At 46.0% G+C, this 20,481-nt stretch carries 19 protein-coding genes and 1 pseudogene; 17 read left to right on the top strand and 3 right to left on the bottom strand.

The annotated features are described in order from the left end of the window. Window positions 1-10: 10 nt before the first annotated feature. The 3 genes and pseudogenes from ASD40_RS25765 to ASD40_RS39510 all read left to right on the top strand — a co-directional run. On the top strand, window positions 11-814 hold the full coding sequence (locus tag ASD40_RS25765; protein ID WP_235549379.1) for a carbohydrate ABC transporter permease: 804 nt from the start codon (window positions 11-13) through the stop codon (window positions 812-814). 127 nt (window positions 815-941) lie between these two features. Next, on the top strand, window positions 942-1,088 hold the full coding sequence (locus ASD40_RS37480; protein ID WP_156390191.1) for a hypothetical protein: 147 nt from the start codon (window positions 942-944) through the stop codon (window positions 1,086-1,088). 142 nt (window positions 1,089-1,230) lie between these two features. After that, window positions 1,231-1,324, top strand: a pseudogene (locus ASD40_RS39510) (macrolide ABC transporter ATP-binding protein); the annotation flags it as partial. Window positions 1,325-1,674: 350 nt separating this feature from the next. Here ASD40_RS39510 and ASD40_RS25755 read toward each other — a convergent pair. From ASD40_RS25755 to ASD40_RS25745, 3 genes are all read right to left on the bottom strand, one after another. Continuing rightward, entirely contained in the window at window positions 1,675-2,562 is an 888-nt protein-coding gene (locus tag ASD40_RS25755; protein WP_057305978.1) for a MetQ/NlpA family ABC transporter substrate-binding protein, read from the bottom strand. A 74-nt stretch (window positions 2,563-2,636) separates the two neighbouring features. Further along, window positions 2,637-3,305: a methionine ABC transporter permease gene (locus ASD40_RS25750; protein ID WP_057305977.1), complete on the bottom strand. Its 669-nt coding sequence runs from the start codon at window positions 3,303-3,305 to the stop codon at window positions 2,637-2,639. Then, a complete protein-coding gene (locus ASD40_RS25745) occupies window positions 3,302-4,087 on the bottom strand; it encodes a methionine ABC transporter ATP-binding protein (RefSeq protein ID WP_057305976.1) in 786 nt (261 codons plus the stop codon). The genes ASD40_RS25750 and ASD40_RS25745 overlap by 4 nt, the downstream gene beginning before the upstream one ends. A gap of 191 nt (window positions 4,088-4,278) precedes the next feature. Between ASD40_RS25745 and ASD40_RS25740 the strand changes: the two genes are divergently transcribed. The 14 genes from ASD40_RS25740 (at window position 4,279) to ASD40_RS25675 (ending at window position 20,466) form a co-directional block, all read left to right on the top strand. After that, window positions 4,279-5,628: an LLM class flavin-dependent oxidoreductase gene (locus ASD40_RS25740; protein WP_057305975.1), complete on the top strand. Its 1,350-nt coding sequence runs from the start codon at window positions 4,279-4,281 to the stop codon at window positions 5,626-5,628. A gap of 93 nt (window positions 5,629-5,721) precedes the next feature. Next, on the top strand, window positions 5,722-6,228 hold the full coding sequence (locus ASD40_RS25735) for a GNAT family N-acetyltransferase (RefSeq protein WP_057305974.1): 507 nt from the start codon (window positions 5,722-5,724) through the stop codon (window positions 6,226-6,228). A 220-nt stretch (window positions 6,229-6,448) separates the two neighbouring features. Next, window positions 6,449-8,113 carry an ABC transporter substrate-binding protein gene (locus ASD40_RS25730; protein ID WP_057305973.1) on the top strand — a complete coding sequence of 555 codons (1,665 nt, stop codon included), beginning with the start codon at window positions 6,449-6,451 and terminating at the stop codon, window positions 8,111-8,113. Window positions 8,114-8,133: 20 nt separating this feature from the next. Next, window positions 8,134-9,546 carry an amidohydrolase gene (locus tag ASD40_RS25725; protein ID WP_057305972.1) on the top strand — a complete coding sequence of 471 codons (1,413 nt, stop codon included), beginning with the start codon at window positions 8,134-8,136 and terminating at the stop codon, window positions 9,544-9,546. Between the two features lie 68 nt (window positions 9,547-9,614). Continuing rightward, window positions 9,615-10,625 carry an ABC transporter ATP-binding protein gene (locus ASD40_RS25720; protein WP_057305971.1) on the top strand — a complete coding sequence of 337 codons (1,011 nt, stop codon included), beginning with the start codon at window positions 9,615-9,617 and terminating at the stop codon, window positions 10,623-10,625. Beyond that, window positions 10,622-11,596 (top strand): ABC transporter ATP-binding protein, encoded by a 975-nt coding sequence (locus ASD40_RS25715; RefSeq protein ID WP_057305970.1) that lies wholly within the window; start codon window positions 10,622-10,624, stop codon window positions 11,594-11,596. The genes ASD40_RS25720 and ASD40_RS25715 overlap by 4 nt, the downstream gene beginning before the upstream one ends. Before the next feature lie 24 nt (window positions 11,597-11,620). Beyond that, window positions 11,621-12,571, top strand: coding sequence for an ABC transporter permease (locus tag ASD40_RS25710; protein WP_235549415.1), 951 nt, complete (start codon window positions 11,621-11,623; stop codon window positions 12,569-12,571). Between the two features lie 76 nt (window positions 12,572-12,647). Then, window positions 12,648-13,502, top strand: coding sequence for an oligopeptide ABC transporter permease (gene opp4C / locus ASD40_RS25705; RefSeq protein WP_235549414.1), 855 nt, complete (start codon window positions 12,648-12,650; stop codon window positions 13,500-13,502). Window positions 13,503-13,581: 79 nt separating this feature from the next. Beyond that, window positions 13,582-14,319 carry a gamma-glutamyl-gamma-aminobutyrate hydrolase family protein gene (locus ASD40_RS25700; protein ID WP_057305968.1) on the top strand — a complete coding sequence of 246 codons (738 nt, stop codon included), beginning with the start codon at window positions 13,582-13,584 and terminating at the stop codon, window positions 14,317-14,319. A gap of 20 nt (window positions 14,320-14,339) precedes the next feature. Further along, window positions 14,340-15,539: an MFS transporter gene (locus tag ASD40_RS25695; protein ID WP_057305967.1), complete on the top strand. Its 1,200-nt coding sequence runs from the start codon at window positions 14,340-14,342 to the stop codon at window positions 15,537-15,539. 244 nt (window positions 15,540-15,783) lie between these two features. Next, on the top strand, window positions 15,784-16,797 hold the full coding sequence (locus tag ASD40_RS25690) for a LacI family DNA-binding transcriptional regulator (RefSeq protein WP_057305966.1): 1,014 nt from the start codon (window positions 15,784-15,786) through the stop codon (window positions 16,795-16,797). 108 nt (window positions 16,798-16,905) lie between these two features. Continuing rightward, the gene (locus tag ASD40_RS25685; RefSeq protein WP_057305965.1) at window positions 16,906-18,234 is read left to right on the top strand and encodes an ABC transporter substrate-binding protein; all 1,329 of its coding nucleotides are present in this window, start codon (window positions 16,906-16,908) and stop codon (window positions 18,232-18,234) included. 94 nt (window positions 18,235-18,328) lie between these two features. Further along, entirely contained in the window at window positions 18,329-19,630 is a 1,302-nt protein-coding gene (locus tag ASD40_RS25680; protein ID WP_082562447.1) for a carbohydrate ABC transporter permease, read from the top strand. An 8-nt stretch (window positions 19,631-19,638) separates the two neighbouring features. Then, window positions 19,639-20,466, top strand: coding sequence for a carbohydrate ABC transporter permease (locus tag ASD40_RS25675; RefSeq protein WP_057305964.1), 828 nt, complete (start codon window positions 19,639-19,641; stop codon window positions 20,464-20,466). Window positions 20,467-20,481: the final 15 nt, after the last annotated feature.

Here is a 20,481-nt window from a genome sequence, read left to right as displayed (position 1 = left end):
GGGTGTTACATTGAAAACGTTCCGGTTGATTTTATTAGCAGTTGGAAGCTTGGGGATGATCTTTCCTTTTGTGTGGATGATAGCAACATCATTGAAATTTCCGGCTGATGCTTTCACGCTAAACCTATTACCGAGACAAGCAACATTGTCTAATTATGTGGAAGTGTTTATCCGGACACCTTTCTCACAATGGGTGCTAAACAGCGTCATCATAGCTTTCATAACAACGATAAGCGTCTGTTTCTTTGATACTGTGATCGGGTATGTCCTGGCAAAATTTTCGTTTAGAGGCAAGAAGCTTATTTTTGCTGCTATTCTGAGCACATTAATGGTCCCTACCGAAATGCTTATCATACCATGGTATTTGCTTACCGTGAAGCTCGGCTGGGTAGACTCGTATGTAGGTATTTTATTTCCGGGCCTAATCTCAGCATTCGGTATCTTCCTTATGAAGCAGTTCATGGAATCATTGCCGGAGGATCTACTGGATGCTGCAAGAATTGACGGAATGAATGAGTGGAAAATTCTCCTTCGTATAGCAGTTCCACTTGTAAAGCCTGCGCTTGCCACGCTGTGCATATTATCTTTTCTAGGCAGTTGGAATGCGTTTATATGGCCGCTGATTGTGACGCAAACCCCAGAACACTTGACGATTCCGGTAGGAATCTCTTATTTCTCCAGTGAATTAAAAGACAGCGCAAGCTGGGTGTTGATCATGACGGGAGCCTCCTTATCTGTCATTCCGCTTATCGTCACGTTTTTCATTTTTCAGAAACAAATTATCCGAGGTATAGCTCTTACAGGGTTCAAGTAACGGGTTGAAGAAAAGAGCGCGTCATTTCACTGGATCATCGATATGAAAGACAGGAGTGTGCGGAATGGGAAGATTATCTGGAAAAGTAGCCATCATTACCGGTGCGGCGAACTGAGAAGGTGCTGCTGTGGCAAGTCTATTTGCATGGGAAGGCGCGAAAGTCGTTTTGACGTATAGTGCACAAGAATCTGTTCATCAGTTGGGCGATGAAATCAATCGTTTTGGCAGTGAAGCGATTGCCATGCAGCTTGATGTTACATCAGCTGCATCATGAAAGCTTTTGGTAAACAAAGCTGTCGAAGCTTTTTCAGAAATTCATATTCTAGTGAATGTTGCGGGAATTGTTAGCGACTTGAACCTTGAGAATGAAACCGTTACTTCGTGGGAGCAGGTGATTCGCTCTTCCAAGATGACAAGAGAATGGAGAATTCGTGGCCATCATGGACCCGTCTGGTTCTGTTAAATCCACGCTAATGAACATTATAGGTTGTTTGGATGTTGCAGATAGAGATGCTTAAAACCTTGATGGTAAAGCAATTAACCTTCTTAAGGATTCTCAACTTGCTGCTGAGATTAAGTGCGTTTGAAAATATGGAATTACCTTTAATTTATCGAGGGATGACAAAAAGGAAAGAGAGCCACTCGCTTTACAGGCAGGTGGTTATACGGCTTGATGCAGCAGCCAAAGAGGTATCGACGGAGGTCTTATTGTGTCAAAGGGCGCTACTGAAGTCGAGGTTTAAATGCGGGAACATTAGCTTCGAGGTGAGTTAATATGTCTTGAAATCATCAAACAAGAAAAAAGCGTCCTCCAAACCGTTTAACCGGCTTGAAGGACAATTTCTTTTACGTTTAGTTAATTAGAATGCAGGAACTACCGCAACTCCATACTTGTCTTGGATAAACTTCTTCACCTCAGGAGAGGTCAGAGCAGCGCCCAGTTTTTTGATTTCGTCGCGGTTTTCGTCGCCTTTGCGAACGGTAATTACGTTGGCGTAAGGAGAGTTTGCGTCTTCTCTGAACAAGGCTGTTTTTGGATCAATTTTAGCTTCAATAACAATGTTCGTATTGATAACCGCACCATCAATATCTTGTAAAGATCTAGCTAATGTGGGGGCCTCTGCTTCCACAAACTTTAGGTTTTTCGGATTGCTGACAATGTCTTTAGGTGTTGCTTGGTATGTGGTTAAACCGTCTTTGAGCTTGATTAAACCTTGCTGTTGTAGAAGCACAAGCGCTCTATATTCGTTGGATGGGTTGTTCGGAATTCCGATTTTCGCGCCGTCTTTAATTTCATCCTTCGATTTGAGTTTTGTAGAGTAGAAGCCGATTGGTTCAACGTGAACTTTGATCGGATTCACAAAGTCGAAGCCCTTTTCCGTTTTGACAGAATCGAAGTAAGGCACATGTTGGAAGTAGTTTGCATCGATTTGCTTATCTTTAAGAAGCTGATTCAACAGACCTTCATCCGTGACTTTAACTACAAGGTTTATACCTTGTTCCTTTAGCTTCGGCTTTACGAAATTAAGGATTTCGGAGTGTGGGATTTCTGCGGATCCAATTGTTAAAGTGACTTCTTTCTTTGGCGCTTCTGTTGGAGCGCTGCTTTGGGCTGCTGCAGTTGATGCTGCCGTGGATGCTTTGGGGCTGCTTGATGGTTCAGTGCTGCTCTTTGCACCGCATCCAGCAAGGATAACACTAAAAACGACGAATAATGAAACGATAGAAAATAGTCCTCTTTTAATCATGAAAAACTCACTCCTATTTCTTTTATGTATATTTGGTAATGCTATGAAACCGTGGGAACAATAATGAAATTGCTTTAATCAAGCTTGAAGCGTTTTTTATGAATGGACCTGGAGATGTAATCTCCCGTCCACTGAAAAATTTGCACAAGAAGAATAATGATAATGACTGTTGCGATGAGTACGTCTTCACGAAATCTCTGGTAACCGAAGCGGATTGCCAAACTTCCCAGTCCTCCGGCTCCGATGGCTCCGGCAATGGCAGTAAACTCAGTGATAGCGATAATGGCAATTGTTACACCGCGTACAAGCGCTGGCAGGGCTTCAGGGATGAGCACTCTGAAAATAATCATAAAAGGGCTAGCGCCAACGGCCTTTGCCGCTTCTATTTTTCCTATGTTAACTTCCTTGAGCGATGTTTCGATAATCCTTCCCAAGAAAGGCGCGATACCGATCGAAAGTGACACGATAGCGGCTGTAGGCCCCAAAGTAGTTCCGACGATCAAACGCGATAAAGGCAGCAGTAGGACGATTAGTATGATTGAAGGAATAGAGCGAATGCAGTTTATGACCATACTAATGACTTTATGGAGCTTCGTTGCCTCGAGAATGCTGCCCTTCTCAGTTACAACCAGAGTGACGCCAAGCGCAGAACCAATAATCAATGCGAAAATGGAAGACCAGAACAGCATATAGAGTGTTTCTAAAAGAGCCGGCCAAATTAACTCGATTAATTCGTCAATCATATACTGACACTCACCCTTTCTTTGACCTGATGCTGGTTCCGGTAGAAATCGGTGATTCTTACGAATTTTTTGGCAGTGTCGCTTTCTGGATGTAGGAAAAATTTGTCCACGGATCCTTGCTCAACGATTTTGCCTTTCTCAATGACGGCAAAGTTTTTGCAAATGTGCTGCAGTACATCGAGTTCATGTGTGATTAGCACAATTGTCAAATTAAGCTTACGATTGATGTCTTTTAGCAATTCTAGAATCGAGTAGGTCGTTTGAGGATCAAGCGCTGATGTCGCTTCATCGCTGAGTAGAACGTCTGGCTCATTAGCGAGAGCTCTGGCGATGCCAACCCGCTGCTTCTGACCTCCGCTCAACTGCGATGGATGGGCATTCTCTTTGTCGCCCAGCTCTACAAGATCCAGTATTTCACTAACACGCTGGCGAATGTAGTTCTTAGGATGTCCTGCAACTTTTAAGGGAAAAGCAACATTTTCAAACACAGTCTTAGAATCAAGAAGATTAAACTGTTGAAAAATCATGCCGATTTTCAGTCTGGCCAGGCGCAGATCTTTCTCTGACAGATCCGTAATGACCTTGCCCTCGATCTCAATGCTCCCGGAATCAGGCTCCTCCAGCCGGTTGAGACACCGAATTAGCGTAGATTTACCAGCACCACTAAAGCCGATAATGCCAAAAACATCCCCTTTTTCGATTTCAAGGTTGATATTTTCTAATGCAGTGAAGACTGATTTGGATGTTCGGTAAGTTTTATTGAGGTTTTTTATGACGATCATTGTGACCCTCCTTAATTCCGATTAATCCGATTATATTAGTTTAATTTAAATGATCCCCCAAAATGTGTCAAGAAAATTTCTTTGTGTGTTAATTCAAGCATCCCATCAAGGGATTGACGGTTAATCGAGAGGATGGTAAATTAAAGCAAACTAAATTCATTGTCTTACTCGGATTTGAAGGAGGAAGCCTCATGGCTCGTAAAAGACAAATAAAACTGTCAGCCTATTTAGTAGGAACCGGCATGCATGTTGCATCTTGGAGACATCCTGATTCTCAGGCAGATGCCAGCATAGATATTGATTATTACAAACATCTGGCTCAAGTTGCGGAGAGAGGGAAGTTTGATATCGCTTTTATTGCGGATAGCCTGGCAATCAATGAAGAATCGCATCCGAATATTTTGACCCGCTTTGAACCTATTACCTTAATTACAGCGTTAGCAGGGGCAACTTCGAAGATCGGAGTTGTAGCAACAGCCTCTACCTCTTATGTGGAGCCCTTTAATCTGGCGCGTCAACTCATGTCCGTCGATCACATTAGCAAAGGCAGAGCAGGGTGGAATATTGTAACGACTAGAGATTTGTCCGGGAATACAGCTTTGAATTTCAATGGCAGTGAGCACTTTGAACATAGCTTTCGATATAAACGGGCCGAAGAGTTTATTGATGTGATCAAAGGCTTATGGGATTCCTGGGAGGATGACGCCTTCATTCGTGACAAAGAAAGCGGGCTGTTTTTTGACCGCAGCAAGCTTCATAAGCTGGGCCATGTAGGCGAGTTTTTCTCGGTGCAGGGGCCGTTGAATATTCATCGCTCCAAACAAGGCCATCCAGTGTTGGTTCAAGCCGGATCTTCGGAGCCTGGACAACTGTTTGCCGCGAGAAGTGCGGAGGTTATTTTTTCCCATAAAAATAGTCTCGAGGATTCGCAAGAATTTTACCGCTCATTCAAAAGTAAAGTCGTCGCATTCGGCCGATCCCCGGATGAGGTGCATATATTGCAGGGCATTTCTCCGATAATTGGGGAAACCGAGGAGATCGCGCAGCAGAAACTTGCCTACTTGGAATCTTTAATAACCGACGAAACAGGCTTAAAGTTTCTAACCGATTATTTTGGAGGCTTGGATTTGAGTGAGCATACGCTGGAAACTAAAACGCTCGATATTGGATTTGGCGAACTGACGGGTGTGCGATTCGAATATGAGAAATTTCGTCCTTTCGTTATCAAAGAAAACCCTACACTTAGAGAACTGTACTCTTTGTTAACTGGCTCTTATACCGTCAACGACTTTATCGGTACGCCTGAAAAAATAGCTAAAAATTTAGAAAGATGGTTTATAGAAAGAGCAGTAGACGGCTTTATGCTGATGTCACCACTTCTGCCGAGCAGCTTGGAAGACTTTGTGAATCTGGTGGTCCCTCTTTTGCAGGCGAAAGGATTATTCCGGACCGAATACGAAGGTGATACGCTTCGCGATCATTTGAATTTGCCGGTACCGCAAAACCGGTACAGCTTAACGCAGTCGGCATCCAATAAGTAACACATCCCTTGCAGCTTTTGGCTGTGAGGTTCTTTTTTATCCTAGGAGAAGTTAATAATTACTTGCTGTTAGTCAACTACGAGGAGGAAGAACATGTTACAGGATTTAGAAATATATGAAGCGTCCCCATCTCAAGTTGAAGAGGTGTTGTCGATATGGCTTGAAGCGGCTTATTGGATGCAGTCCAAGGGTATAGATCAATGGAGACCTGAACATTTTAACCGAGATGTTGTTTTGGACTATTTTACGAATAGACAAATATTTCTAGCCAAATACAAAAATGAATATGTGGGAAGCTTCGCCATACAATGGTCTGACCCCAGCGTATGGGGAGATTTACATAACGAGGAATCCGGATATTTGCACCGGTTTGCGGTTCGCAGAACTCAAGCAGGACGTGAATTTGGTAGTTTTTTTCTGGCATGGATCGAAGACTATGTGAAATCCAAAGACAAAAGATATTTGAGACTCGATTGCATGGCTGCCAATGAGGTATTGAATACATTTTATCGTAGCCATGGTTTTACTTATAAAGGCACCTTTGACTTGAGTAATGGAAGGATTAGCTGGCGAGGAAGCTTGTATGAGAAGGAATTATGAATTTGTTGGAGGCAAAAAGCGTGAGCCAATATTGGAACTGTTACTCCATTTTCGATGGTATAAGTTAAGCAAATCAATCTTCGATCGTTTCTCGATAGAAAGCACCCATTTTTCGATCGGAAAAATCTATTAGACAATCCAAATATGCGAATGGTAAATTTAGGGACATAAAACACACTTAATCTATAGGAATAATCAAATTTTGGAGGGGTTCTATTCGATGAAACATTATTACCGCAACACGATGCTCTATGCGATTACTGCACTTATGCTGGTTATCTCCGCTTGCGGCTCGCCGAGCTCGGCGCCCACTTCTTCGCAGACCCAGGCACAAGCGGCGACAGAGAAGACAAAAGCTTCTGAAGCACCTCAGTCTCAAGGAGATAAAACGGTCTATATCGGAATCGTTAATGCGCCTGTTACGTTAAACCAAATTAACGATCAGGGCGACTCGGCTTCGGATAATGTGATTGCTCTGATTAACGACTCACTGCTGGACTTGAATGAAAAGTTTGAGTTCTTGCCTAAGCTGGCTCTATCTGTTGAAACGAAGGATAATCAGACGTTTACAGTGAAATTGAATCCTGCGGCAAAATGGAATGACGGAAAGCCGTTCACAACGGCAGACGTGGCTTTTACGCTTAAGACAGCACTTCATCCTAAGGTGGAGACGAATTTCAAACTGAATTTCATTGAGGGCTTGAACGCAGCGGGTAAATTAGACGAAGGGAAGACCGAGATTAGCGGTCTGAAGATCGTAGACGACAAAACGTTTGAAGTGAAAACGAAAACGCCGGTAGACCCCCTTATTTTCAAAGAGCGCTTTGGTACGAAAGTATTCTTCCTGCCGCAGCATATTCTGAAAGATATCACTCCCGAGCAGCTTGCAACAAATCCTTATTTCCAAAAACCGGATGTAACGATAGGCGCGTTCAAATTTGCTAATTTTGCAAAGGGACAGTATGCGGAAGTGGTGAAAAATACGAATTACTATCTGGATGTGGCTAAGCTTGACCGAATTTTCGTCAAAGTGCTGCCGGCGACGAACTTGGTAGCACAACTGCAAACGGGCGAAATTCAACTGAATTCCTTACCTGTTGGACTTATTCCAATTACAGATTATGAGAAGGTTAAAGGCTTCCCCAATGTTGATTTGGCGTCAGGCAATCCATCCGTTCCGCCTGAGATTTTCTTTAATACGGATAAAATTAGCGATCCGAAGGTACGTCAGGCGATCGCTTATGCGTTGAACCGCCAGCTTATCGTGGAGCAGCTGCTCAAAGGCCAGGGAGAAATCATCGATGGGGGCATCCCAAGTTACCATCCGTACTATAACAAAGACATTGCGAAATATACTTATGACCCGGAAAAGGCGAAGAAGCTCCTTCAGGAAGCGAAATGGGATGCGAGTAAACCGATCCAGTTCCTGATTCCGGTCGGCAACAAAATCCGTGAACAGGCGGCAGATATTTTGGTGCAAAATTTAACGGCGGTCGGGTTGAAAATCGAGGTGCAAAAATTTGACTTCGCGACGTTAATTCAGAAGGTTCGTAAAGGCGAGTACGATCTTACAATTTTTACACGTGATTTCTATATTGAGCCGAGCTCCTATTTTACGGGTTTCAAAAGCGACAATACGAGTAACGTTACGAAGTACAAAAATCCGTTGGCGGATGAACTGATCACGAAGGGTGAGACAGAGTCGGATCCGGCGAAACGCCATGAAATTTATAATAAGCTGCAGGAAATTCTGCACCAAGATGTTCCTTCACTGGCTGTTTATTCGGAGAAACGACTGTTAGCCGTATCGAAAAACGTACTCGTCGGCAAGCCTCTGGATATCGGTATGTTTAACAACATTAATCAATGGGATTTGAAGAAATAAAGATGTAGAGGTGAATGCCCATGGGGAAGAAGCAATTGGTTGAATGGCTGGACGAGAACAAGAAGACTTATGAAGATCAGGCGCTGCAAATATGGGAGCATCCCGAGGTCGCGTACACGGAAGCATTCGCCTCTAAGCTGCAAATCTCCGTGCTGCAGGAGGCCGGGTTTTCCGTCGTTTCCGGCGTAGGAAGCGTGCCGACGGCATTCGTGGCAGAGTATGGCTCCGGCAAGCCGATTATCGGCATCTTGGGCGAGTTCGACGCTCTGCCGGGATTATCGCAGAAAGTAAGCCCGGTACGAGATGCTGTAACGCCGAACGGCCCCGGGCACGGCTGCGGGCACAATCTACTCGGCACGGCAGGCGTAGAGGCGGTCATCGCACTCAAGCAGCGCATCGATGAGGAGCGATTGCCTGGAACAATCCGTTATTACGGCTGCCCCGCAGAAGAAGTGCTTTCCGGCAAAACGTTCATGGCTCGAGCGGGTGTATTCGATGATTTGGATGCTGCGTTAACGTGGCACCCCGGCAATTCCAATACGCCATGGAACATGCCAAGTTCAGCACTCACTTCCGTTGAGTTTTTCTTCAAAGGCCGAGCGGCTCACGCCGGTGCAGCCCCGCACTTGGGGCGCAGTGCGCTGGATGCCGTGGAACTGACGAATATCGGGGCGAACTATTTGCGCGAGCACGTGGTCGACGGCTCCCGTATTCATTATACGATCACGAATGGCGGGGTTGCACCCAACGTGGTTCCTGATAAAGCTAGTGTCTGGTACTACCTCCGTGGAGCCAATCGGGCGCATGTCGATGAACTGCTTGAGCGCTTGATCAAGATTGCACAGGGCGGGGCACTCATGACAGAAACGGGGGTAACTTGGGAGATCAAAGCCGGCGCTTATGATCTTAACGTGAACAATACGCTGAACGAGCTTCTTTTTAGTCAAAAGGATGAAGCAGGACCGTTGGTATTTACGGAAGAAGATCACAAATTGGCAGCTTCTCTGGCAGCATCGCTAGATCCTTCCTTGCAGCAGTACGCGGAGAAGCGGAGGCATGAGCTGGGCTTGGCAGAAAGTGACCTGCTGCCTACCTCATTCGTCAATTACCAGCCAACCACCAAAATCACGGGCGGCGGCTCAACCGATGTGGGCGATGTCTCGTGGATTACGCCAATCGGGCAAATCACGACCACCTGCGCGCCATTTGGCGTTCAGGTGCATACCTGGCAGGCAACTGCTGCTTTCGGCTCGCCAATCGGACTGAAGGGTATGCATCATGCCGCCAAGCTGTTGGCACTATCCACTTACGATCTATTGACCGACGGTGGGAACTTGCTGTCGCAGGCGAGAGCTGAGTTTCTCCGGTCAACGCAAGGCAAGCCTTACATACCGGCCATTCCCAATGACGTACAGGCACCAGTTCTTGTTTAGGTGTGGGGATATCCCCACACGCCATGCGTTGTCATTGCCCATTCCAATAGAAAAGACGGTGTGAAAACATGACGTATTTACTGGAAGTTGACCGGCTTCAAACCGTCTTTTGGACGGGGCAGGAAGAAGTGACTTCGGTGGATGAGATTAGTTTCAAGCTTAGACCTGGAGAAACGATCGGGATTGTTGGCGAATCCGGCTGCGGCAAGAGCGTAACGTCGTTGTCGATCATGAGACTACTTGGCCAGAATGGGCGAATCAAGCAGGGAGAAATCCGCTTCAATGGCTCTGATTTAGTTACATGGTCTGAATCCGAGCTTCGCCGCTTACGGGGCAAGGACATCTCGATGATTTTTCAGGAGCCGATGAGCTCACTAAACCCTGTCTTTACGATTGGGAATCAATTGCTGGAGACGATCCGGCAGCATACGAGCCTGTCACGCAAGGAAGCGAAAGCTTACGCAATCGACATGCTGCGCAAGGTCGGCCTTCCCCAGGCCGAAGCGATCATGAACGTATATCCCCATACGTTGTCTGGCGGGATGCGCCAGCGCATCATGATTGCGATGGCGCTATCGTGTAAGCCGAAGCTGCTCATAGCCGACGAACCTACGACGGCACTCGATGTGACGATCCAAGCGCAGATTCTGGAGCTGATGAAGGATCTTCGTGAAGAAAGCGGCGCTGCGATTATGCTAATTACGCACGATCTGGGCGTCGTAGCAGAGATGGCAGACAAAGTCGTTGTTATGTATGCGGGTCAAATCGTGGAAGAGGCAGATGTGTTCACGTTATTTCGCGAACCGCTGCATCCGTACACGCAAGGACTGCTGAACTCCATACCGCGAGTAGAGGGAGACAGCAATCGTCTCACAGCGATTCCCGGAGCCGTCCCGTCCATTCAGCGTATGCCGAAAGGCTGTCGTTTTCACACCCGCTGCGTCTGGGCGACGGAGCTTTGCCGGCAAGAACAGCCTATGCTCAAAGCCGTAGGACCTGATCATCAGGTGAGATGCTGGGTCACCCAGGAGCAAGCAGTGCTGTCCAAACTTCCCCAGCTTCAGGAGGTCGGAATATGACCATAAATCCGCCACTGCTGCAAATCGATCGTTTAAAAACGTATTATCCTATTAGAAAAGGCATCGTGTCGCGCACTGTCGGTTACGTCAAAGCGGTCGACGACATTAGTCTGAACATCTACGAAGGCGAAACTGTCGGGCTTGTCGGCGAATCAGGCTGTGGCAAATCAACAATCGGACGTTCGATTGTACGGCTTGAAAATCCGTTTGAGGGGCGTATCCTTTTCCAAAACAAAGACATCACCCACAGTACGCAAAAAGAACTGAAGCCCATTCGCACCAAGCTGCAAATCATCTTTCAAGACCCGTATTCGTCGCTTAATCCACGCAAACGGATCAATGATATTTTAGCCGAACCGTTCATTGCGCACCGCTTGGTCCAGCGGAATGAAGTGCAAGGCAAGGTGGATCGGCTGCTAGATATGGTCGGTCTCCCTCGCGCCTACAAAAATAGGTACCCGCATGAGTTTTCCGGCGGTCAGCGCCAACGTATTGGCATCGCGCGGGCTATTTCTTTCGAGCCCAAGCTGATCGTGTGCGACGAACCGGTGTCGGCACTTGATGTTTCCATCCAAGCGCAAATTCTTAATTTGCTAGCGGATTTACAAAAAGAGTTAAACCTAACCTATTTGTTCATTGCTCATGGTATCGGAGCCGTCAAGTATATCAGTACGCGGATCGCCGTCATGTACTTGGGCAAAATCGTTGAGATTGGAGATAAGGAAGAACTATTCAAGCTTCCGAAACATCCGTATACACAAATATTGCTGGGTGCTTATCCTGCGCCTGACCCGACGCTGCGTTCAAGTAAGCGGATCATTATTCAAGGGGATGTGCCGAGTCCCGCTAATCCTCCGCAAGGGTGCCGATTCCATACCCGCTGCCCTTACGTGCAGGAGCGATGCCGGCAGGAGGAGCCGCCACTTACTGGCGGAGGACATGGGGTTGCTTGCCATTTTCCAATAAACTAGAATGCTTGAGAAGGGGGAGTTACGATCCTTCACTACATCGTTCGGCGTGTGCTTATTGCCATACCCGTGTTACTTGGAATCACGATTATTAATTTCTTCATTATTAAATTAGCGCCGGGGAACCCCGTGGAGATGTTCATCGATCCGAATACGCCAAAGGAACTGTTGGACTTGAGAAAGGAATTGCTCGGACTTAACGATCCATTTCTCCTTCAGTACTTCAAATGGCTCTTGAATTTGTTCCACGGTCAGCTTGGCTACTCCTTCAGTTCCTATGCGCCAGTGACGAAGATGATTGGTGAAAGACTGGGCCCCACTTTGCTGCTTGCTTCTACTGCGCTTTTGTTCGGACTTTTCATTGCCATTCCTATTGGCATCATAAGCGCGGTTAAGCAAAATACAAAGTTCGACTATATCATGACGGGATTGTCCTTTATCGGTACGTCCATTCCACAGTTTTTTCTAGGACTTGGTCTTATTTATTTGTTTGCTGTTCAGTTCAAATGGCTGCCAACAGGCGGGATGATCACTCTTGGAGGTCCAGGTGGAGTCTGGGATCGCATTAGCCATATGATTCTTCCGGTTTTCATTCTGGGAATCGTCATAGCGGGGAAAAAGGTGAGGTATGTGCGTGCCAGCATGCTCGACGTATTGAAGCAGGATTACCTGCGCACGGCTCAATCCAAAGGGCTTCACCCGTTCATTGTGACGAATAAGCATGCTCTGCGTAACGCGCTTATACCGATCATTACGGTGGTCGGGATGGAGATCCCGCTGCTGCTTGGAGGCAGCATCCTGATTGAGCAAATTTTTCAGTGGCCCGGTATTGGCCAACTTACCATTCAATCCATCCTCTCCAGAGATTATCCGACCTTGATGGGATTGAATCTTGTGGCTGCTTTTATCGTGCTCGTGACGAATTTGCTCACCGACCTTCTCTACTCGGCTGCAGATCCGCGTATCAACTACAACTAATCCAGAGGTGAAAGGCGTGGCCTTATCCGAATATCAACTAAACAACGGTCATTTGCAGCAGGCTTTCGTCGAAACCTTGGATGACCATGCCGCAGATAACGTGATCCGTCAGGTCTGGAGCCGATTCATCCGGCACAAGCTGGCCTTAGCGGGACTGATCGTCACCGTGCTGCTCATTCTTGTTGCACTTCTGGCTCCGCTGCTCGCCCCCAATGATCCAAAAGAGGTAACAGGCATCTTCTCTGCGGCGCCATCGGCTAAGCATTGGCTGGGAACCGATCAGGTCGGGCGGGACGTGGTGAGTCGTCTCATTTACGCAACGAGAATTTCGCTGATTGTCGGTTTTGTAACAGTAGCTCTTTATGTGACCTTCGGCACGTTGATTGGCATTGTTTCCGCCTATTTCGGTGGATGGCTGGATATGGCCGTCATGCGGATTACGGACATGTTCATGGCTTTTCCGTTTCTGATGGTCATCCTGGTCATCATCAGTGTTCTTGGCTCGAATATGACGACCATCATACTCGTGCTTGCCCTGTTCTCATGGCCGGGCGTCGCACGATTGGTCCGGGGCAGTGTGCTAGCTATTAAGCAGCTCGATTATGTCAAGGCGGGTGTGGCGCTCGGACTGAGCACACCGCGTATTTTGTTTCAGCATATATTCCCGAATGCGATCGGCCCTATTATCGTCAATGCAACGTTCGGCATTGCCTCGGCCATTATGAGCGAAGCTGGACTCAGCTTCCTCGGGATGGGTGTCCAGCCGCCTACGGCAAGCTGGGGCAACATGCTGACGGATGCACAATCCTTGACTGTGCTGACGGATCAGCCCTGGCTTTGGGTCCCGCCGGGAGCCATGATTTTGATTACCGTGCTTGCGATTAATTTTGTGGGGGATGGCTTGCGTGACGCGCTGGATTCCCGGCAATAAGCAAGAAGATGAAGCTCCATCCATTTGCTGCAAAGGATGGGGTTTTCTCATTTTTGGAACATAGGAAGAGGAGAAGGCAATGAAACCTACCATTGGAATAACAAGTACGATTGTCAAACTGCACGAATATAGCGAAGGCGCATACGTTCATAAGGACTACCACCGATCCGTCGATGCAAGCGGAGGTCTGCCTATTGTACTTCCTCTTACATCGGAGGAAACGTTCAAGCAATTAATCGATCTATGCGACGGAGTGATTTTCACCGGGGGCGAGGATATAGATCCTTCCGCATATGGAGAGGAGCCGGTTCCAGAGCTCGGCACGACCTTCCCTGAACGCGACCGCATTGAACTGGAGGCCATACGTTATACGTTGGAAGCCGATAAACCGCTGTTGGCTATTTGCCGTGGTGTGCAAGTGCTGAATGTAGCACTAGGCGGCACGCTCTATCAAGATCTGCCAAGTCAATTTACAGATTCGCTTGCGCATGTGCAGCGAGGAATAGCTAGAGAAAAGGATTCTCATTCAGTCACTATTACTGCAAATAGCTATTTGGAGCGGATTTTTGGGCAAAATAAGGTTCGTGTCAACAGTCTTCATCATCAGGCGCTTCGCACAATTGGCACTGATTTGGTTGTAGCCGCAAGCTCTCCGGACGGCGTGGTGGAAGCGGTTGAGAATCCGCGTCTAACATTTGCTGTCGGTGTACAATGGCATCCGGAATCGATGTTTGAGACTGACGAATTGACGCAAAAGCTTTTTCAAGAATTGATTACTAAGAGTAAAGAATGGGCCGAAGGTAGAGCGCGAAAATAACGGAAAAAGGTGATGACAGCTTGGAACGCTACTGGAAACGCAATCTTTATATGTTATGGCTGGGGTTATTTTTTAACCACATGGCCTTTACTCTTTCGGTGCCCTTTTTTCCTATTTTTTTGCAAAATGACCTAGGGATTCAAAGCGGTCTGGAAGCTTGGTCGGGCGTTTCCATTTCGATCAGCTTTCTGATTAGTGGTTTGTGTGCGCCCTTTTGGGGATCGCTCGCCGATAAATATGGGCGGAAGCCTATGCTTGTTCGCTCAGGCATTGGTTTAAGTGTGGCACATTTCGCCAACTTTTTTGTTCATGATCCTTTTACTTTCATTCTTGTTCGGATTTTTCAAGGACTTATGGCAGGCTTTAGTCCCGCTTCCATCGCTTTAGTTGGCACGAATACACCGGAGAAGCACGTTGGTTACGCACTTGGCATCATATCAACGGCGTCAGCAGCCGGGGGAATTCTTGGACCGCTCGCGGGAGGTATTCTTAGTCATTGGATGGGATTGCGGGCGTGTTTCGTGGCATCGGGCATCATTACGTTAGTTTCCGCTTTCATCGTCCTAGTGGGTGTTAAAGAGGTCCACGAGCGGCAAAATGGGGCTCGTACCAGTGTCATCAAGGATCTTAAACAAGCTGCCGATAACACACGATTGATGCGGATATTTGGGCTAACATTACTAGTCTCGACTTCGGTCATGATTTTGGAGCCTCTGCTGACGATCTATGTGGGGCAAATTGGAGGCAGTATAAACAACGCTTCGCTCAGCTCAGGCATTGTTTTCTCAGCAGTAGGTGTTGCCACAGTTATCATGGGTCCTCGCTGGGGGATCATTGGCGGTCGAATCGGCTATGAGAAAATACTTTTCTTTGGGTTATTAGGTGGAGGTATAGGCAATCTGCTGCAGCTCGGCGTTCATCACCTTGTCGGCTTTGGCATCCTGCGTTTCAGTTATGGACTGTTTTTTGCAGCCGTTTACCCAGCGTTGAATGTGCTTATCGTCAAATATACAGAGGCGGATTTCCGCGGAAGGGCTGTGAGCCTGAACCAATCGTCGAGTCAGTTCGGTATTGTGGTTGGTCCTTTGCTTGGCGGTGTGCTCGGTGGTTGGATCGGTATCCAATTCGTCTTTCTCATTACTGGTGTTACACTTCTTGGAGCCGCCTTGATGATGAAGATGGTTGATTCTAAGCAAGTTGACCAGAGGTTGCCTGGTTGAGGAAGCCTCTGGTCAGCTTCAAGATTCATTGGAATACAATATTTAATAAAAGGTGCGGCAGACACGTCATATACAAATTTATTACATACCTCTTGAAAAACATATTAAACCGAGTATAATACTAGGTATAAGATTTGCTTTTATCTTAATGACTATCACTTGGAGATTCGTTGTGGAACAATCCGGATAGCTTTGATATGATGAATATGAAAAGCTTTTCACAATAGAATGACAGGTGAATGAGATGAAATCAACGATTAAAGATGTAGCTAAAATGGCCAACGTTTCTATAAGTACCGTTTCAAGAGTCATGAATAATCCTGATATTGTCACAAGAGACAAGCGCGATAAAATATTAGAGGCGATTGAACGTTTGAATTACACGCCAAATGCGTTAGCCCGCGGATTAATTCACAAGCGAACGCAAACTTTAGGCGTGCTGATACCTGATATTTCCAACTTGTTTTATGCCGAGTTAATTAAAGGTATGGAGGATGCCGCGCATGAGAGCGGCAATAATTTGATTATTTGCAATACAGATAATAATCAAGATCGCAGGCAATCTAGTTTAAAGGTATTGAGTGAAAAGCAGATCGACGGAATCATTTTTACCAGTGAGCCTATCTTTCCTGACAGCTACGAAGTCTTCAAGCAATTGGGTGTCCCCATTGTTCTTGCTGCTACCCATAGCTTGGAATATAATATTCCTTCAGTGAAAGTAAATGATGAGCAAGCTGCTTTCGATGCAGCAGAATATCTGATTCACAAAGGGCACCATCGAATCGGTATGATCAGCGGGTCTATGCTGGATCCAATCTCTGGGCTGCCGAGGATTCAAGGGTTTCTTCGAGCATTGAGGACGCATGGTATTGATCTTGACCCAGAGAGATGTATCGAGTATGGGAACTACCATTTTAATGATGGGTACGAAGCTGTCAGAAGGCTGCACAAGAAATTTCCGGAAATGACGGCATTGTTTGCCACAAGTGATGAGAGAGCACTCGGGTGCATATCTTACTTTCATGAGCATAAGATTAAAGTGCCTGATGAGATTTCAGTTATTGGCTTTGACAATACGAGAATCGCGGGCATGTGTTTCCCTAAATTGACAACAGTCGCACAGCCTTTGTATGAAATGGGAGAACTAGCTGTACGCAAACTTGACCGTTTGATTAATGGTGAATCTTTAGAAGAACTGCGAACCTATATGGCTCATTGGATTGTTGAACGAGAAACCGTACGTGACTTAACGCAATAAACCGTTAGCGTGAGGATTCGGAGATTCATGCGAGTGAGTCTTCGTCATTTCTGAAAAGCTTTTCAGAAGTAGTGAATCAAGAAACAAACTATTAGGAGGCTATGAAAAATGTTGAAAAAAGTTATACATACTACTCTTTTATTATCAATGACTGCCGGGCTTGCCGCATGCAGTAGTGGAACCGCTGAGAAACAAGTTCAGCCATCGAATGAACAACCGAAAGAAAGCCAAAAAGCAGTAGAATCACAAAAGCCGACAAGTGAAAAGGTCAAAATCGTATTCAGTCAGGGTGCGGATCAAACGGAGGGAACGAAGAAGCTTGTGGCAGCTTTTCAAGCGAAACACCCGAATATTGAGGTTGAAGTCCGTGAATTCCCAAATGATTCCTCCCAAATGCATGATCAACTCGTCACCATATTAGGCGTAAAATCTGCTGAAGTGGATGTCGTGAATCTGGATGTTGTATGGCCAGCAGAATTTGCGCAAGCGGGGTTTATTCTTCCACTTGATCGCTTAATTAAGGACGATAATGTTGACACAAGTAAATACTTAAAGGGCGGCATCGATGCCGGATACTTTAATGGACAGCAATGGGCGCTTCCCCGTTACAACAATGCAGGGCTGCTATATTATCGTAAAGATTTAGTGAAAGAAGTGCCCAAAACTTGGGACGACTTGCTTAAGCAAGCTGAGCAGCTGAAGGGCCAGGGGGGCACGAAATATGGCTTTGTCACTCAGGCAAAGCAATATGAAGGTTTAGCTGTTGGATTTACCGAGTTCGTTAGTAGCTATGGCGGGAAAATTATTGATGAAAAAGGAAATGTATCTGTCAATAGTCCCGAGGCGCTTAAAGCTTTGAAAAAACTAGTTCAAATTGCTAAATCACCAGCAGTTCCTTCGAATTTGAACACTTTTACTGAAAAAGAAACGTTAAATGCCTTTATTGAGGGGAGTGCTGTATTTGCTCGCCATTGGCCAGCGCTTTACGCGCAAGCTAACGATCCGAAGGTTTCCAAAGTTGTAGGGAATGTCGGCATTGCTCCTCTGCCAGCTGGTGATGCTCGCTCGGCTGCTGCATTAGGCGGTTGGTTGGCAGCAATAAATAAATACTCCAAGCATCCGAAGGAAGCATGGGAATTTTTGAAATTTGCGGTAAGCCCCGAAGGGGAGAAGATTATCGCAGTAAACAGCACGCAAACGCCAACCTATTTGCCGCTGTTTGATGATGCTGATGTGCAAAAGGCAAGTCCGTTATTTGCAAGCCGTGATTTTGTAAACGGACTTGGCAGTGCAATACCGCGTACGATTACACCTCAATACGCAAAGATTTCCGGTGTGATTCAAATTGAAGTTTCCAAAGCGATCACGGGAGAGCAGACACCGGAACAGACCCTTACTAATTTGGAAAGTCAAATTAAGCAAGCCATTAATAAGTAAGATAACCAAAGTAATAGAAGGGTCTTGCTGCAAGGCTGGCCCTTCTTTTCCTTTCGATACGGCATGTTGTGAGTAAAGGCAGGTGAGACCAAGGATGTTTAAACATATCAAAATGACCAGAGAAGCTAGACTTGCTTATCTATTTATTTTGCCAGCCGCTGTATTAATATGCGCAATTGCCATATGGCCTGTAATACGCACGATGTGGATCAGTTTATACGATATCCGTCTGAACGATCCGACGAAAAGTGAAATCCACTCGACGTACTCGTTGGATATGGAGAAATACACACAAACATTCCCTATTTTGCTCAGAACACTTGAAAAAGAGGCCGCAGTGAATGCAGGGATGACAACGCGATTAGAACCACTGAAACAAAAGGCGGAACAGATCAAGAATGAGTTGGAGACGGATACTGCTCTGAGTACCCGGTACGAGGAAATAGACAGACTTTTATATGATTTCAAACCTGTACCGGATAAATTGAAGTTCATTGATCTGAGTAATCAAAGGGCGGATCGGATTCAATCTGATCTGAACGAGCTGCATCAAAGTTTACTTCAATTAAAGGGAGCTGGAGCTCTTCAACGCCCAGACGATGCAATCGGATTAACAAGTGCTCTCCAAGACGCATTTATTGAGCCAAACTTTGTAGGTTTGGACCATTATAAACGATTCATGACCGATTCCCGTTTGTGGCATGCCCTCGGAAATACATCGCTGTTTACAGTCTATGCTGTATCGATGGAGATGCTGTTCGGCCTGTTGATTGCCGTTCTAATAAATCGTTCCTTTCGAGGCAGAGGACTTGTACGGGCAGCCGTATTAATCCCTTGGGCTACGCCAACGGCGATTTCCGCGATGATTTGGCATTTCCTGTTTGATGGACAGAATGGCATCGTAGCTAAGCTTTTGGCTGAAATTGGCTTTATTTCCGATATGAGTACGCTATTGTCAACAAAGCAGGGAGCATTATTCTCCATTGTACTAGCTGATACGTGGAAAACAGCACCCTTCGTTGCGCTGCTTTTGCTTGCGGGTCTTCAGACAATTTCGGGTTCCTTATACGAAGCTGCACAAATGGATGGAGCATCCAGGTGGAAACAGTTCGTTCATATTACGTTGCCTTCTATTAAAACGACGTTCCTGGTTGCACTTATGTTCCGTACACTGGATGCGTTCCGTGTCTTCGATCTCATTTATGTACTAACGGGAGGCGGCCCAGCCAATTCTACAGAATCAGTGTCCATTTACGCCTATAAAACCATGTTCTCAGAGTTAAATTTCGGTGCAGGATCGGCCTTGGCCGTCATTGTCTTTATCTGCATTGCCATCATTTGTACAATTTACGTGAAAATATTGGGTGGCGACGTAGTCAGCAATCGTAGGGGGTAGAGCAAACAATGGTCAGAAAAGCGGGCCTTCCTTTTTATGCTGGCTTAACGGTTTTTGTAGTGGTTATCATGTTTCCATTTTTATGGGTATTCTTAGCTTCATTGAAACAACCTCAGTATTTATACGGCTTGCACGCCTTTGATCTGTTCGTACCTGGCTACACGCTGGATAACTATATAAGTGTCTTTTTGAATCATCCGTTTGGCCGATATTTGTTTAATAGTTTTGCAGTGGCTGCAATGACGATGATCTATAGTTTATTTATCGCTTCTTTTGCGGCTTATGCGATTGCCCGGCTTCATTTTTTTGGAAAATCAGTGTTCCTAGGTATACTTCTAGCGGTTTCGATGTTTCCACAGATTGCTACGATCTCGCCTATTTTTTTATTTATGCAAGCTACGGGCTTACGCAATTCGTACTTAGGCTTAATTATTCCCTATACGACTTTTGCGCTGCCGTTATCGATTTGGTATATGACTTCTTTTTTCGCTAAAATTCCAATTGAACTGGAAGAAGCGGCTAAAGTTGATGGGGCTTCTCTCCTGCAATCCTTTAGGAAAGTATTGCTGCCGTTGGCCTCGCCTGGCCTGTTTACAACTGCCATCATTGTGTTTGTTGATGCTTGGCATGAATTTTTCTTTTCATTCACGATCAATACGAAGGAAAGTATGATGACCGTACCGGTAGGCATTGCGATGTTTCAAGGGGAATTCACCTTTCCTTGGGGGGAAATCTCGGCCGCTGCGATCACTGTGACAATTCCTATTGTTTTCTTGGTGCTGCTGTTCCAAAGACGGATTATCTCAGGATTGACCTCTGGCGCAGTAAAAGAGTAAAAATACGAATAGCAG

This window comes from Paenibacillus sp. Root444D2, from assembly GCF_001426375.1.
GTDB lineage: Bacteria > Bacillota > Bacilli > Paenibacillales > NBRC-103111 > Paenibacillus_E.
The sequence above is the reverse complement of the archived record's forward strand: the minus strand, read 5'-3'. Positions and strand labels throughout refer to the sequence as shown.